Source organism: Sphingobium sp. FG125 (genome assembly GCF_057809795.1).
In genome coordinates this window covers 35,607-52,353 of record NZ_JBMDKQ010000007.1, presented here as the reverse complement: position 1 = coordinate 52,353, position 16,747 = coordinate 35,607, and the positions used below count along the sequence as shown (strand labels likewise).

Below are 16,747 nucleotides of genomic sequence, written 5' to 3'. Positions count from 1 at the left end.
CCCATGTGCCTATTTCCCGCCGGATTTCAAGGCCGCGCCTGTCCTATTGGCCCCGCTGCTGCTAAGTTGTCGCCACGGCTCTTTCCCATCGTCGGCCCCGGCCCGCTGCTCGCCCGGCAGTTCCCAACCTCTCAGCACAGTAATAAAACGTCTCTATATTGTTCTTTTATGTCTCATTTGCCGGGAAATGTGCGAAGTTAAGCCCGCCATTTCCTATTTTTCCGCGCCTGCCCTAGACTGGCCATATGCCCTCCCCAGACCTTATCGAACGCTGGCGTCATCATCTCAGCCTCGACCGGCGGCGATCGACCCATACGGTGCGCGCCTATGTCGCGACCGCCGAGCGGCTGGTCGCCTTTCTGGAGGCGCATCATGGCGCGCAAGTCACCGTCCCGCTGCTGGCGCAGATCAGCCAGGCGGACCTTCGCGCCTTCCTCACCGCGCGGCGGATGGACGGCATCGGCAATTTGTCGGCAGCACGCGAACTGTCGGCCGTGCGCGGTTTCCTGCGCTTCATCGGGGGCGAGGAAGCCCGCGTCCCGCTGCTCAAAGGCCCCCGCACCAAGCGCGGCCTGCCCCGCCCCATCTCCCCCGACGAAGCCGTCGCACTGGCGCAGGACATTGCCGAGGGCGCACGCGAACCGTGGATCGGCGCGCGCGACTGGGCGGTGTTGCTGCTGCTCTATGGCGCGGGGCTGCGCATCGGCGAAGCGATGGGCCTGACTGGCGCGGTGCTGCCCTTAAGCGAAACCCTGCGTGTGACGGGCAAGCGCAACAAGATGCGTGTCGTCCCGCTGCTGCCGCAGGTCCGCGCCGCGATCGACGCCTATGTGGCGCTCTGCCCCTACCCGATGACCCGCGAGGAAATGCTGTTCCGGGGCGCGCGCGGCGGCCCGCTCTCGCCTGCGCTTATCCGTCGCGCGGTGCAGGGCGCGCGCGGACGGCTCGGCCTGTCGGACCGCACCACGCCCCATGCGCTGCGCCACAGCTTCGCCACCCATTTACTGGGACGCGGCGCGGATTTGCGCAGTTTGCAGGAGCTTTTGGGCCATGCCAGCCTGTCGTCCACGCAGGTCTATACCCAGGTCGATGCCGCGCATCTGATGGACGTCTATCGCAACGCCCATCCCCGCGCCTGAACCCCTATTTCCGTTCGTTTCGAGCGTGTCGAGAAACTGTAGCGCTACGGTTTCTCGACACGCTCGAAACGAACGGAGGCGGTGCCATTTCGCGTATCAGCCCTTGGGCCGCCAGGTCGCCAATCGCCACAGATAGACCAGCACCGCCCCCACCACGCACACCGTCGCGGCAGGGCCGATATATTTGTCGATCTCGCTGAAATTCTTGCCCAGCACGAAACCGGCATAGGCCAGGATGATGTTCCAGATCAGCGCCCCGCCCGCGGTCCACGCCAGAAACTTCAAATGCCCCATGCGAAACAGGCCGGCGGGCAGCGACACCATGGTCCGCAGCGCGGGCATGAAGCGGAACACGAACACGACGATCTGGCCATATTTGCCGAACAGCCGGTCCAGCGCCTCGACATCGCGCCATTCCAAAGTCGCCCAGCGGCCATAACGATCGACCATGGGCTTCAACCGGCCAAAGCCCAGCACATGGCCGACCATATACCAGAAATAATTGCCGACCGTGGTGCCGAGCGTCCCCGCCAACAGCAACCACTCCATCGCCATCCGGCCCTGACCCACGCGGATGCCGCCAATGCCCATGATCAATTCCGACGGAATCGGCGGAAAGACATTTTCCAGCACCATCAGCGCGAAAATGCCCCAATAGCCGCCCGCGTCGATCAGGCGGAGAACCCAGTCGGTCATGGGTTCAGCATCCCCGCCCCGTCATCCCGATGAAGGCCGGGATCTCACTTTTCTTGTCCACAGCGGAGGAGGAAGAGAGATGCCAGCGTCCGCTGGCATGACGATGATCAATCAAAATCAATCTGCCGCCCGTGCCGCCAGCCGGGCGTCGATCGCGTCCCAGATCAGCCCACCCGTATCGGTGCCATCAAAGGCATCAATCGCCACGATGCCGGTGGGCGAGGTCACGTTGATCTCCGTCAGCCATTCGCCGCCAATCACGTCAATCCCCACGAACAGCAGGCCCCGCGCCTTCAGCTCCGGTCCCATCGCCGCGCAGATTTCGCGTTCCTTGTCGGTCAGCACGGTCTTGGCCGCCGATCCGCCGACTGCCAGATTGGATCGGATTTCACCCGCGCCCGGAATCCGGTTGATCGCGCCCGCGACTTCACCGTCGATCAGCACGATACGCTTGTCGCCTTGGGCAACGCCGGGGATGAAGGCCTGAACCATGAACGGCTCAACCCATGACGCGTTGAAGATTTCCACCAGCGCGGAAAGATTCGATCCTTTGGCGTCGACATGGAACACGGCGTTGCCCGCATTGCCATAGAGGGGCTTGACCACAATCTCGCCATGCTGGGCCAGGAAACTGCGCACTTCGGCCAGATCACGGGTGATCATGGTGGGCGGCATGAAGCGGGCATAGTCCAGCACGAACAGCTTTTCGGGCGCATTGCGGACGCTGGCGGGATCATTGACCACCAGCGTTTCGGCCTGCACCCGCTCCAGCAAATGGGTGGCGGTGATGTAGCTCAGGTCGAACGGCGGGTCCTGCCGCATCAGCACGACATCGACATCACGGCCCAGGTCCAGCATCTCCGCCTCGCCAAAAGCGAAATGGTCGCCCTCCACTTTCTGGACCTTCACGGGCCGCGCCTTGGCCAGCACCCGGCCATCGCGATAGGTGAGGTCCGTGGCGAGATAATGGTAGAGCCTGTGCCCCCGCGCCTGCCCCGCCAGCATGATGTGAAAGGTCGAATCGCCCGCGATCTTGATGCCCTCCATCGGGTCCATCTGCACGGCGACGGCCAGGGGGTTGAGTTGCGTCATCTTCATTCCTTTTCCGTTCGCCCTGAGCGAAGTCGAAGGGCTCCGCCGAGCGTTAGCGAGGTGCTTTGCCTTCGCTGGCGCTCAGGCGAGGGCTTCGACTTCGCTCAGCCCGAACGGTTTTGGGGAGCGGCACATCACCCCCCATGCCAGACATTGGCCAGATGGCGTGGCGCGCGCCCCGGCGCAAGGAGGATGACGTCGATTCGCATGTCATCGCCCGCTTTAGCGAGATCATGCCAGAGAATTTCCGCCGCCGCCGCGACCCGGCGCAATCGCCGTTCGTCGATCGCCAGATCGAGTTCAGCCGCCGTGGCGCGCGCCTTCACCTCGACAAAGGCCAGCATCGCGCCCTTGCGCGCGACCAGATCCACCTCGCCCGCAGGCGTGCGCATCCGCCGCCCGACAATCTGCCAGCCTTTCAGCCGCAGCCACCAGGCCGCGATCCGCTCGGCCTGACGCCCGCGTCGTTCGGCGGATTCGCGTCTCACCCCTTCAATTCCGTCGCCCGGTCATAGAGCGTCCGCCGGTCCAGCCCCAATTTCTTGGCAACCTCTCCTGCCGCTTTCGACACCGACAACCGGGTCAGTGCCTCCAGCAATGCCGCGTCGGCATCCTCGGCACTGGCGGGCGGCGCGTCGCCCGGCGGGCCGACAGTCACGACAATCTCCCCCTTGGGCGGCGCGTCGGCATAGCGCGCCGATAGTTCGCTCAGCGTCCCGCAGGCGGTTTCCTCGAACGTCTTGCTGATTTCCCGGCTGACCGCGGCTTCGCGGTCGCCCAGATGGGCGGCCATGGCGGACAGGCTTTCGGACAGGCGCGGGCCGCTTTCGTAGAACACCAACGTCGCCCGCAGCCCTGCCACCTCGTCCAGCGCATCCCCGCGCGCCTTGGCCTTGCTGGGCAGAAAGCCCATGAACAGGAAGCGATCGGTCGGCAGGCCCGACAGCGTCAGCGCTGCAATCGCCGCGCTGGGACCGGGCAGGGTCGTGATCCGCCGTCCGGCCGCGCGCGCATCGCGCACCAGCTTATAGCCCGGATCGGAAATCAGCGGCGTCCCCGCGTCCGACAGCAACGCCACCGATTCGCCCGCCATCCGCTCCACCAGCCGCGCCCGCACATTTTCGCCGCTATGGTCATGATAGGGCAGCATTGGCCGATCAGAGCCTGCATGGCGCAACAGCCGCGCGCTCACCCGTGTATCTTCCACGGCGACCACGTCCGCCAGCCGCAGCACCTCCGCCGCGCGCGGGGTAAGGTCACCAAGGTTGCCGATCGGCCCCGCGACGATATAAAGCCCAGGTTCAAGACCCGAAGATTGAGTTTCCATAAGGACGCCAGATGACAGAGACGGATGCCTCCCGGCAAGCGGACTTGTTCGCTTCATTGAAGCGTGACGCGCGAATCGCCTTTGCAGCAGGCACGTTGCTGCTCGCCGCCTGTCAGTCGATCGTGCCCAAGGGACCAGCGCCGACTACCCCCACCGGCCCGGTTGGGCCAAGCGGCCCGGACGTGACGCAAGGCCTGCCGACCGACACGCTGCGCCACCGCGTCGCGCTGCTGGTGCCGATGAGCGGTCCCAATGCCGGGGTCGGCCAGTCGATCGCCAACGCGACCACGCTGGCGCTGATGGACACCAAAACCGACAAGATCCGCATCACCACCTATGACACCGCCCTTGGCGCGGCGGCGGCGGCGAACCGCGCGCTGGCCGAAGGCAACCGCCTGATCCTTGGCCCCTTGCTGGCCGAGGATGCCCGTATCGTCGGGCCGATCGCCGCGCGCACCAATGTGCCGGTGATCAGCTTCTCCAACGATGCCAGCGCGGCGGGCAACGGCGTCTATATCATGGGCTATAACCCCAACCAGTCGATCGAGCGAGTCGTCGGTTTCGCCCGCGACAAGGGACTGTCGCGATTCGCCGCGCTCATCCCGCGCGGCACCTATGGCGAACGGGCGGGCAATGCGCTGCTGCGCGCGGTCGAGCAGGCGGGCGGCACAGTCGTGTCGATGCAGAATTTCGACCGCGGCCCGGCATCGATCACCGCAGCGGTCAAGAAGTTGCAGGCCGCCTCCAGCTATGACGCACTGCTGATCGCCGACAGCGGCAGGGTCGCGCTCCAGGTCGCGCCGATCGTGCGCAAAAATGGCGGCGCGACCGCCCGCCTGCTCGGCACCGAATTGTGGAATACCGAAGGCACGCTGGCCGCCAGCCCAGTGCTGCGCGGCGCCTGGTTCGCCAGCGTGTCCGACAGTCTCTACCGGCAACTGGCGGGCAAATATCGCGCCCGTTACGGCACGTCGCCCTTCCGCCTGTCGTCGCTGGGTTATGATTCGGTGCTGCTGACCGTGCGGATCGCGCAGGACTGGAAACCGGGCAGCCCCTTCCCCGCCACGCGCCTGCGCGATTCGGGCGGCTTTTCCGGCATTGACGGCGCATTCCGTTTTGGCCGCACCGGGATCGCCGAACGCGCGCTGGAAGTGTCCGAAGTGGGAGCGGGAGCAGTCACGGTCATCGCGCCCGCCCCCCGCAGCTTCGCGGAATAAAAACATCCTCCCCTGCAAGGGGAGGGGGACCGCCGCGTAGCGGTGGTGGAGGGGTGTCGCCCTCTCGTTAGGGTGACACCCCTCCGTCTGGCCTGCGGCCATCCACCTCCCCCACAGGGGGAGGATTTTTTACCCGCCCGGTCGGCAGGATCAACGGCCAGCCATTGCCCGGATCGATGCAGGCGGTGATGCCATAGACATCCGCCAGCGCCTGCTCGGTCAGCACCTCCATCGGCGCGCCGTCGGCGACCAGCGCGCCGCCGTCCATCAGCAGCAGCCGGTCGCACCAGCGCGCCGCCATGCTGAGGTCATGCAGCACCGTCACCACCAGCGCCCCGCCGCGCGCTTCGTCACGCAGCAGGTCCATCACGTCGATCTGGTGGCCGGGATCGAGCGCCGCCAGTGGCTCGTCGGCGATCAGCCCCCGCGCGCCCACCGCCAGCGCCCGCGCCAGCAACACCCGCGCCCGCTCCCCACCCGACAATTCGGTGGCGATACGGCCCTTCAGATGCAGTATATCGGCCCGCGCCATTGCCGCCTCGACCGCGGCCTCATCTTCGTCCGACAGGCGCGATAGCGGTCCCAGATGCGGCAACCGCCCCAGCGCCACCAGTCGCTCGACGCTCAAGGGCCAGTGCAATGTCTGGCCCTGCGGCAGATAGGCGATGGCGCGCGCTATCGCCCGCCGGTCGATCCGCGCGACATCCTGCCCGTCGATCAGCACCCGGCCGCCCTGCGCCTTTGCGAGGCCCAGCATCGCCCGGATCAGCGTGGATTTGCCCGCGCCATTGGGACCGATAATGCCGACCAGCTGCCCCGGCACCAGCGTCACGCTCACATCGCGCACCGCCGCATGACGGCCAAGCCGGACCGACAATCCCTCTACCGCCAGGGTCACCATAGCCGCCGCTCCCGCATCAGGTGGATCAGGAACACCGGCACACCGAGTATCGCGGTGACGACCCCCAGCTTCAATTCATTGACCGAGGGGATCAGCCGCACGCCAATGTCGGCCAGCGTCAGCAGCACCGCGCCACCCAGCAGCGAGGGCCATAGCACCGCCGAGGGCGACCGATCCGTCAGCGGACGAACGATATGCGGCACGATCAGGCCGACAAAGCCGATCGCGCCCGACACCGCCACCGCGCCGCCCACGCCGATCGCGACCCCCAGCATCATCCGCAACCGCGCGGCGTTGAGGTTCACGCCCAGCGCCTGCGCGCCTTCCTCCCCCAATGTCAGCGCGTCCAGCGTCCGCCCGTCCGCCAGCAGCAAAGCCGCGCCGATGGCGATGCAGGGCAGGGCGACACTGACATGGACATAGCTGCGATTTTCCAGACTGCCCATCAGCCAGCTCATAATCTCCATCGCCGCGAACGGATTGGGCGACAGGTTGAGCGACAGGCTGATCCCCGCTCCCGCCAGCGTCGCGACCGCGATGCCGGCAAGGATCAGGGTGAGCGGGCTTTCGGATGGACCCGCCAGCAGGAACAGCCCGGCAATGGCGATGAGGGCCGTTGTGATCGCCAGCAGCGGCAGGACCAGCGGATGCAGGGCGCTCAGCCCAAAATAGAGCGCGCACACCGCGCCCAAGGCCGCCGCATTGGACGCGCCCAGCACGGAGGGTTCGGCCAGCGGATTGCGCAGATAGCCCTGCAAGGCTGCGCCCGACAGGCCCAGCATCGCGCCGACCAGCAGGCCAAGCAGCAGCCGCGGCAGGCGCAGGTCGATGATGATCGCGCGGGCAACGTCATCGCCGCCACCCGTCAACACCGCCCATATCCGTGCAGGACTGATCGCGACCGCGCCCAGCATCACGGAGCCGATGGCCGCGCCGATGAGCAGAAGCAGGAGCGACGGGATGAGCAGGGGATGACGGCGCGCGGTCACTTGCGCGCACCGTAGCGTTGGCTAGGGTGAATCTCGACCGAAACAATCCTCCCCTTGCAGGGGAGGTGGCTGGCGCAGCCAGACGGAGGGGTGTCGCCCTCTCGACAGCAGGACACCCCTCCGTCAGCACTGAGTGCTGCCACCTCCCCTTGCAGGGGAGGATTGAGGTTAGGAAACATGCAAATTTCAGAATGTGGGTTATGACCGTCAAGACCGTGATCACCGCACTGGCCGCCCTGACGCTCACCGGCACCGCTCACGCCGCGCCGCGCCGCATTGTCTCGCTCAATGTCTGCGCCGACCAATATCTGATCGCGCTGGCGGACAAGGGGCAGATCGCCGCGCTCAGCAGCAATGCGCGCGATCCTGAATTGTCGGCGGCAGCGGACAAGGCGCTTGGGCTTCCGGTGCTGCGCCGCGCTTCGGAGGAGGTGCTGGCGATCCGGCCCGACCTGATCCTGGGCTATCCCATCGGGCCGAATATGGTCGCCGGTGCGCCGCCGGGGCAATGGACAACATTGGGTCTGGCCAGCGCGGACAGCTATGGCGCAATCCTGGACCAGATACGGCAGGTGGCGCGCGCCGTCGGGCATGTCGACCGTGGCGAAAAGCTGATCGCGCACATGAACCGCGAACTGGCCGCGCTGCCAAAAGCGAAGCGTCGTGGGGTCGCGGCCTATTATCAGCGGCGCGGTTACATGACCGGCACCGGCACGCTGGTCGATGACCTGATGCGCCGGGTGGGCCTCACAAACCTGGCCGCGAAACTCGGCAAGCCTGCGCTGGCGCAGGTGCCGCTGGAGGCGATGGTCGCGGCGCGGCCCGACTGGCTGATCATCGAAAGCGGCAGCGAAGCGGTGGTCGATCAGGGGACCGAAATGCTCCAGCATCCCGCGATCAAGGCCATCCCGCGCATCAGCCTGCCGCAAAGCTGGACCGTGTGCGGCGGCCCCGCCTATGTGCAGGCGGCGCGGGCCATCACGGCGCGGTTGAACGCGCGCAGGTGAAGGGACGGGCAGCGCGCCCATCCCCCCTTGTTTCGTATCAGAAGCGGACACGCACGCCGCCAAAGGCGGAGCGGCCATAGACGCCATAGCCATAGGCGGTGGCGTAGGCTTCATCGAACAGATTGTCGATGCGGCCATAGACTTCCAGATGCTCGCCCAGCGGCAGCGAGGCGCGCAAACCGGCAAGCGCATAGCCGTCCAGACGACGGGTGTTGGACGCATTGTCGAAACTGTCGCCCACCATCGTCACGGTGGCACCAGTCGACAGGCCGAACGACCAGACATAATCCGCCGAGACGCTGACCGCGTTGACCGCGCGGCGCGGCAGGCGGTTGCCATCCGTGATCCCGCCCGACCGGTCACGCGCATCGACATAGCTATAGCTGCCGGTCACGGTCAGCGCGTCCACCGGCTTCAACGCGATGCTGGCCTCCACCCCCTTGGCGCGGGTGCGGTCGATATTATTGTAACGACCAAAGGGCGGAAGCGAAGCGTCGTAGTTGATCTGATCGGTCGTATCACGCCGGAACGCCGTCACCGACAGGATCGCCCGCCCATCGTCCAGACTCTGGTCAAAGCCGATATCATAGCTTTTAGACCGCTCAGGACGCAGCGCTGCATTGCCATAGTCGCTGTAAAGCTGGAACAGCGACGGTGCCTTGAAGCCTTCGCCATAGCTCAGGCGAATATTGGTCGCGCCGTTGTTGGGCGAATAATTGGCGTTCGCGCCAAAGGTAGTCGCGCCGCCGAACTGGCTATGATCATCATGACGCACACCGCCCGTAACGGCCAAACCCGTGAGGGGCTTGACGATCGCCAGCGCATAGACGCTGTCGATATTGATCTTGTAACTGCCTGACGAAAAGGCGTCATAGAATGTGTAGTCGGGCCGCTCATGCTCATAGCCGAACACCAATTTGGCCTGATCGACCGGGGCGTAAACGCCCTCATACTCGAAACGCAGGTTGGTGCCGGTATACCCGTAATCAGGATTTGCACCGCGAACCGAATAATAGTCGCGATCGTTGCGCATCCAGGTAACGGCCGCGCGATTGGTCAACTTGCCATCCAGCAGCGCCAGATTGACGCCCGCATAGCCGACATATTGGTCGGTGATTGAAACTTCCGCCGTGTCCGCCAGCGCATACGTGGGTGCCGGGAAGCCGTCCGTGTCGAGGTCCGCATGGATATAATAGCCGCGCAGGTCGAGGCTGAGCGCATCGCTGAACGCCAGTTTCAGCCGGGCGTTGGTGGCGATATTTTCATAGCCGTCCTTTTCCGTGCCGCCCGCCGCCGACGAAATACCATCGGTGCGAAAATAGGCCGCGCCCACCCCGCCCGACGCGATGCCGCTGGTGCCGGACACATCCGCCTTGGCATTCAATGTATCGCTATAGCCATAATCGACCGAGGCGTTGGCGCCGAAGCCGTCGGCAGGCACGCCGGTCATGATGTTGACCACGCCGCCGATCGCCTGGCTGCCATGCACCACCGAGTTGGAGCCGCGCAGCACCTCGATCCGCTTGATATTGCCGGTCAGCAAATGGCCGAAATCATAGCCATCGCCAATGCCGCTGGGATCGTTGACCTTGACCCCGTCGATCAGCACCAAAGTCTGCGTCGTTTCCGCGCCTCGCAGCGATACGCCGGTCACGCCGCCGACCGATCCGTTACGATTGAAACGCACGCCCGGCGTTGTCGCCAGCAGATCGACCACATCGACCGCCTGCCGCGTCTGGATGGTCTGCGCGTCGATGACGGTGATCGCCTGCCCCACCTCGTCCCGCGACTGTTCAATGCCCGACGCGGTGACGACGATATTATCGTCCTGCGCCAATGCGGGCGTAGCCGCCAGCAGCGCGATAAGAGAAATCCCTGTTTTTATCATGATATAAGCCCTGAGCGTCATTTGCGACTTCAAGGCCGGGGCGTCCGCGCAAACGGTCGCGCCATGATGCGGGATGACGCCAGCCCCCGCCGCACGGCACGATGCGGCCCCGGCCGCACAGCGTCGCTCGACGGAAAACCACCGTGCCATGACCATCCCCTGGATCAGGGCAAGAGCGACCAGACGCCGGCAGGTCTCCTGGCTCGCGGGTCAGGGCAATGACGCACGGACCTTCCCAGACATATGCTGTCCAGTGGCCGGGTCTTGCGACCCGCGTGCATCATGCTCACCGCTTACAGTTGCAGGGACAGCCACGGAATTGGGCGCTTGCACGCCCGCACCGCATTCCCATTTTCAGCCCCTAAAGGGACACCGGCGCGATCTAGCTGCAAGGGAAGCAAGCCCCCCTTACGCGGCGCGCTCTAAGGGAAAGGCGCGGCGATGCCAAGCCGCCAGTTGCGCTACGCCAGCGGGGCGTTGCCCTGATGCAACACCGCGTCTGGCCGCGCCAGTACAACCAGCGGCAATCCCGCCGCCGACGCGCGCGCCGCCGCCAGCAGCGTCGGGGCGGAGATGGTCACCAGCAGCGGGCATTGGCTGAGCACCGCTTTTTCGACCAGTTCGTAGGAACAGCGCGACGACAGCAAGGCAAAGCCGCCGTCCCAGTCCGCGCCCGCACGCTTCATCGCGCCGATCAGCTTGTCGAACGCATTGTGCCGCCCGACATCCTCGCGCGCCAAACGGATCGCCCCGTCCGCCCCGACCCAGGCGGCAACATGGGCCGCGCCGGTGGCGGCGTTAAGTGGCTGATGCGCCGCCAGCCCATCGAGCGCGCGAAAAATCGCCGCCCGGTCGGCGCGCGAACGCGCCGCTACCTGTGGCAGGGGCCGGATCGCCTGTTCCAGATTTTCGATGCCGCATATGCCACAGGACGAGTCCGACGCCCGGTGCCGCACCCGTTCCAGCAACATGCCCGTCCGCGATGGCGGCAGGGTGGCGCGGGCCACGATGCCTTGATCGGTGCGATGGACATCGACATCGAACGGCGCATCGTCCGGGCCGATCAGTCGCTCGGCCAGCGCGAAGCCCTGCACCAGATCGCCAATATCGGTCGGCGTCGCCATCAGCACGGCATAGCCGATACCGTTAAATTCGATCGCGACCGGCACTTCGTCGGCCAGCATCCGTTCGACCGCTTCCCCCGTTCCGTCTGGGGTCAGGCGGGTGAAGGACAGCGCGTCGCTCGCCTGCCTCAAGCGCTGATCCGGCGCACCGCCTGCGCCGCAATCGGCGACAGGGCGTCGGGCCGCTCGGCAGCCAGCGCGACGATCCGTGCGCGCATATGCGGGTCCCAGAATTTGGCGATATGGCTGGCCGTGGTCGCCACTGCTTCCGCCTCGCCCTGCGCCGCCAGATTGCGGGCGATCTGGTTGGCCATGTAGATCAGCCGGTCGCCCGTAGACATGACTTCATTTTCGTCGCTCATCGGCCCGATCCTATTCCGCCGCTTCCAGCGGCGCAATGCGGCGGCTCATCCGGGCCTGATCGGCATAGTCGCGCTGCCAGTCGCTCGGCCCGTTGGATGGCATCACCTGCACCGCCGTCACCTTATATTCCGGGCAGTTGGTCGCCCAGTCGCTATAGTCGGTGGTGATGACGTTCGCCTGCGTTTCGGGGTGGTGGAAGGTGGTATAGACCACGCCCGGCGCAACCCGCTCGGTCACTTGCGCGCGCAGCGTCGTTTCCCCGGCGCGGCTCTTCAGCGCAACCCAGTCGCCCTCCTTGATCCCGCGATTCTCTGCGTCCGACGGATGGATTTCCAGCCGGTCCTCCGGGTGCCAGGCGGTGTTGGCGGTGCGCCGCGTCTGCGCCCCGACATTATAGTGTGACAGGATGCGGCCCGTCGTCAGCAGCAGCGGGAAGCGCGGGCCAGTCTTTTCGTCGGTCGGCACATAGTCGGTGACGACGAACTTGCCCTTGCCCCGTACGAAGCCGCCCATATGCATCGTCGGCGTGCCATCGGGCGCGGCGTCATTGGCGGGCCATTGCAGCGATCCCTCCGCCTCCAGCCGGTCATAATGGACCCCGGCAAAGGTCGGGGTCAGCGCGGCAATCTCGTCCATGATCTGCGACGGATGATCATAGGTCCAATTGAGGCCCATCGCATTGGCGACCAGCTGCACAATCTCCCAGTCGGCATAGCCATTGAGCGGAGCCATCACCTTGCGCACCCGCTGGATACGCCGTTCGGCGTTGGTGAAGGTGCCGTCCTTCTCCAGGAAGGTCGATCCGGGCAGAAAGACATGGGCGTAATTGGCGGTTTCGTTGAGGAAAAGGTCCTGCACCACCACGCACTCCATCGCCGCCAGCCCCGCCGCGACATGATGGGTATTGGGGTCGGACTGGAGAATATCCTCGCCCTGCACGAACAATCCCTTGAAGGTGCCATCGGTTGCCGCGTCCAGCATGTTGGGGATGCGCAGGCCCGGCTCGGCGTCGAGCGATACGCCCCAGGCCTGCTCGAACAGGCTGCGCGTGGCCACGTCCGACACATGGCGGTAACCGGAAAATTCATGCGGGAAGCTGCCCATGTCGCAGGCACCCTGGACATTATTCTGGCCCCGCAGCGGGTTCACGCCCACGCCCTCGCGCCCGACATTGCCGGTCGCCATGGCGAGGTTGGCGATGGCCATGACGGTCGAGCTGCCCTGGCTATGTTCGGTAACACCAAGGCCATAGTAAATGGCGCCATTGCCGCCGGTGGCATAGAGCCGGGCGGCCGCGCGCACCTCCTCCGCCTTCACCCCGGTCAGCGGCTCGATCGCTTCAGGCGAACGCGCAGGTTGCGAAACAAAATCGGCCCAGTCGGCAAATTCGTCCCAGTCGCACCGTTCCCGAATGAACGCCTCGTCATAGAGCTTCTCGGTGACGATCACATGCGCCATCGCGGTCAGCATCGCGACATTGGTGCCGGGGCGCAGGGGTAGATGATGGTCCGCCTCGACATGGGGGGATTTGACCAGATCGGTGCGGCGCGGGTCCATGACGATCAGCTTCGCGCCCTGCCGCAACCGCCGCTTCATGCGGCTGGCGAACACCGGATGGCCGTCGGTCGGGTTGGCGCCGATGACCAGGATCACGTCCGCCTGCATCACGCTGTCGAAATCCTGCGTGCCCGCCGACGTGCCGAAGGTCTGGCTGAGGCCATAGCCGGTCGGCGAGTGGCAGACCCGCGCGCAGGTATCGACATTATTATTGCCAAAGCCCTGTCGGATCAGCTTCTGGACGAGGAAGGTTTCTTCATTGGTGCAGCGGCTCGACGTGATGCCGCCGATGGAGCGGGTGCCATATTTGCCCTGGATGCCGCGGAATTCGGACGCGGTATAGGCGATCGCCTCGTCCCACGACACTTCGCGCCATGGTTCGTCCACCGACGCGCGGATCATGGGGTTGAGGATGCGGTCCTGATGCTGGGCATAGCCCCAGGCGAAGCGTCCCTTGACGCAGCTATGGCCGCGATTGGCCTTGCCATCCTTCCACGGCACCATGCGCACCAGTTCCTCGCCCCGCATTTCCGCGCGGAAGGTGCAGCCAACGCCGCAATAGGCGCAGGTGGTGACGACAGCGCGGTCGGGCGTGCCGACCTCGACCACCTTCTTTTCGATCAGCGATGCGGTAGGGCAGGCCTGCACGCAGGCACCGCAGGACACGCATTCGGACCCCAGAAATCCCTCGCCCTGCGACGCGGAAACCTTGGAGTCGAACCCCATCCCCTCGATCGTCAGCGCGAACGTCCCCTGCACTTCGTCGCACGCCCGCACGCAGCGGGAGCAGACGATGCATTTGCTGGGATCGAAATCGAAATAGGGGTTCGACTGGTCCTTCGCCTGCCCCATATTGGTCGCGCCGTCATAGCCATAGCGCACGTCACGCAGCCCGACCGCGCCCGCCTGATCCTGCAATTCGCAATCGCCATTCGCGCCGCAGGTCAGGCAATCGAGCGGATGGTCGGAAATATAAAGCTCCATCACCCCGCGCCGCAGCTTTTTCAGCCGGTCGGTCTGGGTGCGCACGACCATGCCGTCCGCCACCGGGGTGGTGCAGGATGCCGGATAGCCATTGCGGCCCTCCACCTCGACCAGGCAGAGACGGCAGGAGCCGAAACTCTCGACGCTGTCGGTGGCGCAGAGCTTGGGGATGGAGCCGCCCAGCAGCGACGCGGCGCGCATGATGCTGGTGCCTTCGGGCAGGGTCACGCTCTGGCCGTCGATGGTCAGGGTGACGGCCTCGCCGGTGGCGATCGCGGCAGGCGTACCATGGTCGGTTTCGCGGGTATAGGTCATTCCGCCGCCTCCTTCACCGGCGCACTCGCACCGAAATCCTCTGGAAAATAGTCGAGCGCGCTCAACACCGGATAGGGGGTGAAGCCCCCCAGTGCGCAGAGCGAACCATATTTCATCGTATCGCACAGGTCGCGCAGCAGCGTGGTCTGCGCCTCCAGCGAGGTGTCGATGCGCGATGGCGCGCGGGAGTAGAGGGCTTTATCAATATACCCCTCCCCCGTTCGGGCTGAGCCTGTCGAGCCGAAGGCGGCCGTAGGCCAACCCTTGTCCTTCTCCTCCGAAGAAAAATGCGGCCCTTCGACAAGCTCAGGGCGAACGGATGTTGTGTTTCCCCGACCCGCCATGATCCGATCGACAATCTCCACCCCGCGCGTCGATCCGATCCGGCAGGGCGTGCATTTGCCGCAGCTTTCCGCGGCGCAAAATTCCATCGCGAAGCGGGCCATATGCGCCATATCAACACTGTCATCGAACACCGTGATCCCGGCATGACCGATGAGGCCACCCGCAGCGGCGAAGGCTTCATAATCGAAGGGCAGATGGAACATGGATGGCGGGAAATAAGCGCCCAGCGGCCCGCCCACCTGCACCGCGCGGACCGGGCGACCGCTCGCCGTGCCGCCGCCAATATCGTTCACCAGTTCGCCGAGCGTAATGCCAAAGCCGATCTCGTACAGCCCGCCATGCTTCACATTACCCGCCAACTGCACCGGCATCGTCCCGCGCGACCGGCCAAAACCGACCGCGGCATAGGCCTCCGCCCCTTCGGACAGGATGAACGGCACGGCGGCAAGGCTCAGCACATTGTTGATGACGGTCGGCTGGCCGAACAGCCCTTTCAGCGCAGGCAAGGGCGGTTTGGCGCGCACCTGTCCGCGCTTGCCCTCGATACTGTCGAGCAGCGCGGTTTCTTCGCCGCAGACATAGGCACCCGCGCCCTCACGTACTTCCAGCGTGAAGGGGGCGATCAGATGCGCCGAGCGCTCGATCGCCAGCCGCATCGTATGACAAGCAAAGGGATATTCGGAGCGGATATAGATATAGCCATGACCCGCGCCCACCGCATGGGCGGCAATCGCCATGCCCTCGATCAGGCAATAGGGATCGCCCTCCATCAGCATCCGGTCGGCAAAGGTGCCGCTGTCGCCCTCATCAGCGTTGCAGACGATATATTTCTGTGTCCCCGGCGCATCCAGCACCGTCTGCCATTTGATGCCGGTCGGGAAGCCTGCCCCGCCACGCCCGCGCAGGCCCGACGCCTTGACCGCATCCACCACGGCCTGAGGCGTCATCGCGCGCGCGGCGTCCAGCCCCTTCCAACCGTCCTGCGCCGCATAATCGGTCAGGCTGACCGGATCGATCACCCCGCACCGGGCGAAGGTGAAACGCTGCTGTCCAGCGAAATAGGGCAGCGCCTCAACCGGCCCAAGCCGGTTGGGGTGGCTGCCATCCAGCACCGTCGCGACGTCATCCGGCCCGACCGGCCCATAGCCGATGCGGCCGTCCGCCGTCTCCACCTCGACGAGCGGCTCGATGCTGAACAGCCCGCGCGATCCGGTGCGGATCACCTCGCACCCGGAGTCGGCAAAGGCCTGCGCGACATCGTCCGCGCCCAAAGCGACCGAGGCCATGTCGCGGCTCACATAAATTTTCATGCCGCCACCTCCGCTGCAATCCGATCCAGCGCGGTAGCGTCGATCCGCGCCACCGGGCGCCCATCGACCAGCGCATTCGGCCCAATGGCGCACAGGCCCAGACAATAGACCGGTTCCAGACTGACCGCGCCATCGCCGCGCGTCTCCCCCATCGCCACGCCCAGCCGCTGCGCCGCTGCCGCCTCGATCGCCGCGCCGCCGCGCGCCTGACAGCTTTCGGCCCGGCACAGCTTCACGACATGGCGACCCGCAAGCGTCCGGCGGAAATCATGATAGAAAGTGACGACGCCATGCACATCGGCGCGCGACAGGTTCAGCGCGCGGGCGATCAGCGGCACGAGCGCGTCCTGCACATAGCCCGCCTCTTCCTGCACCGCATGGAGCAGCGGCAGCAACTGGTCGCGGGTCGCGCCATGGCGCGCCGTCCAGCCTTCGATAAACTCTTCCATCCCGATACCCTGCCTTATGGCCGCAATTTTGACGGGATTGTGCG

15 protein-coding genes and 1 riboswitch are annotated in these 16,747 nt (G+C 65.5%); of the genes, 3 read left to right on the top strand and 12 right to left on the bottom strand.

Features of this window, described 5'->3' with window-relative positions; all coding sequences use genetic code 11:
* The first annotated feature begins 245 nt into the window (after positions 1-245).
* Positions 246-1,139, top strand: a complete 894-nt coding sequence (locus ACODSR_RS08480) for a tyrosine recombinase XerC (RefSeq protein WP_489075537.1) — start codon at positions 246-248, stop codon at positions 1,137-1,139.
* 96 nt (positions 1,140-1,235) lie between these two features.
* Here ACODSR_RS08480 and ACODSR_RS08475 read toward each other — a convergent pair whose 3' ends face one another.
* The 4 genes from ACODSR_RS08475 to rsmI form a co-directional block, all read right to left on the bottom strand.
* A complete protein-coding gene (locus ACODSR_RS08475; RefSeq protein WP_489075535.1) occupies positions 1,236-1,835 on the bottom strand; it encodes a DedA family protein in 600 nt (199 codons plus the stop codon).
* Between the two features lie 117 nt (positions 1,836-1,952).
* The gene (gshB, locus tag ACODSR_RS08470; protein WP_489075818.1) at positions 1,953-2,927 is read right to left on the bottom strand and encodes a glutathione synthase; all 975 of its coding nucleotides are present in this window, start codon (positions 2,925-2,927) and stop codon (positions 1,953-1,955) included.
* Between the two features lie 134 nt (positions 2,928-3,061).
* Entirely contained in the window at positions 3,062-3,415 is a 354-nt protein-coding gene (locus tag ACODSR_RS08465; protein ID WP_489075533.1) for a YraN family protein, read from the bottom strand.
* A complete protein-coding gene (gene rsmI, locus ACODSR_RS08460) occupies positions 3,412-4,254 on the bottom strand; it encodes a 16S rRNA (cytidine(1402)-2'-O)-methyltransferase (RefSeq protein ID WP_489075531.1) in 843 nt (280 codons plus the stop codon). The genes ACODSR_RS08465 and rsmI overlap by 4 nt, the downstream gene beginning before the upstream one ends.
* A gap of 11 nt (positions 4,255-4,265) precedes the next feature.
* Here rsmI and ACODSR_RS08455 point away from each other — a divergent pair, with 11 nt between their 5' ends.
* On the top strand, positions 4,266-5,471 hold the full coding sequence (locus tag ACODSR_RS08455; protein WP_489075529.1) for a penicillin-binding protein activator: 1,206 nt from the start codon (positions 4,266-4,268) through the stop codon (positions 5,469-5,471).
* Between the two features lie 67 nt (positions 5,472-5,538).
* Here ACODSR_RS08455 and ACODSR_RS08450 read toward each other — a convergent pair whose 3' ends face one another.
* Complete coding sequence (locus tag ACODSR_RS08450; RefSeq protein ID WP_489075527.1) at positions 5,539-6,372, bottom strand: ABC transporter ATP-binding protein; 834 nt, start codon at positions 6,370-6,372, stop codon at positions 5,539-5,541.
* Positions 6,366-7,361, bottom strand: coding sequence for a FecCD family ABC transporter permease (locus tag ACODSR_RS08445; protein ID WP_489075525.1), 996 nt, complete (start codon positions 7,359-7,361; stop codon positions 6,366-6,368). The genes ACODSR_RS08450 and ACODSR_RS08445 overlap by 7 nt, the downstream gene beginning before the upstream one ends.
* Positions 7,362-7,552: 191 nt before the next feature.
* On the opposite strand from ACODSR_RS08445, the gene ACODSR_RS08440 reads away from it, so the two are divergent.
* A complete protein-coding gene (locus ACODSR_RS08440; RefSeq protein ID WP_489075523.1) occupies positions 7,553-8,368 on the top strand; it encodes an ABC transporter substrate-binding protein in 816 nt (271 codons plus the stop codon).
* A gap of 37 nt (positions 8,369-8,405) precedes the next feature.
* Here the strand turns inward: ACODSR_RS08440 and ACODSR_RS08435 are convergent, their stop codons facing one another.
* The 6 genes from ACODSR_RS08435 to ACODSR_RS08410 form a co-directional block, all read right to left on the bottom strand.
* Positions 8,406-10,256, bottom strand: coding sequence for a TonB-dependent receptor plug domain-containing protein (locus tag ACODSR_RS08435; protein ID WP_489075816.1), 1,851 nt, complete (start codon positions 10,254-10,256; stop codon positions 8,406-8,408).
* 171 nt (positions 10,257-10,427) lie between these two features.
* Positions 10,428-10,648: riboswitch (cobalamin riboswitch) on the bottom strand.
* 69 nt (positions 10,649-10,717) lie between these two features.
* Positions 10,718-11,512, bottom strand: a complete 795-nt coding sequence (gene fdhD, locus ACODSR_RS08430; protein WP_489075521.1) for a formate dehydrogenase accessory sulfurtransferase FdhD — start codon at positions 11,510-11,512, stop codon at positions 10,718-10,720.
* The gene (locus tag ACODSR_RS08425) at positions 11,509-11,742 is read right to left on the bottom strand and encodes a formate dehydrogenase subunit delta (protein WP_489075519.1); all 234 of its coding nucleotides are present in this window, start codon (positions 11,740-11,742) and stop codon (positions 11,509-11,511) included. The genes fdhD and ACODSR_RS08425 overlap by 4 nt, the downstream gene beginning before the upstream one ends.
* 10 nt (positions 11,743-11,752) lie before the next feature.
* Positions 11,753-14,599: a formate dehydrogenase subunit alpha gene (gene fdhF, locus ACODSR_RS08420; RefSeq protein WP_489075517.1), complete on the bottom strand. Its 2,847-nt coding sequence runs from the start codon at positions 14,597-14,599 to the stop codon at positions 11,753-11,755.
* Positions 14,596-16,254: a formate dehydrogenase beta subunit gene (locus ACODSR_RS08415; protein WP_489075515.1), complete on the bottom strand. Its 1,659-nt coding sequence runs from the start codon at positions 16,252-16,254 to the stop codon at positions 14,596-14,598. Before ACODSR_RS08415 ends, fdhF begins: the two co-directional genes overlap by 4 nt.
* Positions 16,251-16,703, bottom strand: a complete 453-nt coding sequence (locus tag ACODSR_RS08410) for an NAD(P)H-dependent oxidoreductase subunit E (RefSeq protein WP_489075513.1) — start codon at positions 16,701-16,703, stop codon at positions 16,251-16,253. Before ACODSR_RS08410 ends, ACODSR_RS08415 begins: the two co-directional genes overlap by 4 nt.
* Positions 16,704-16,747 lie beyond the last annotated feature (44 nt).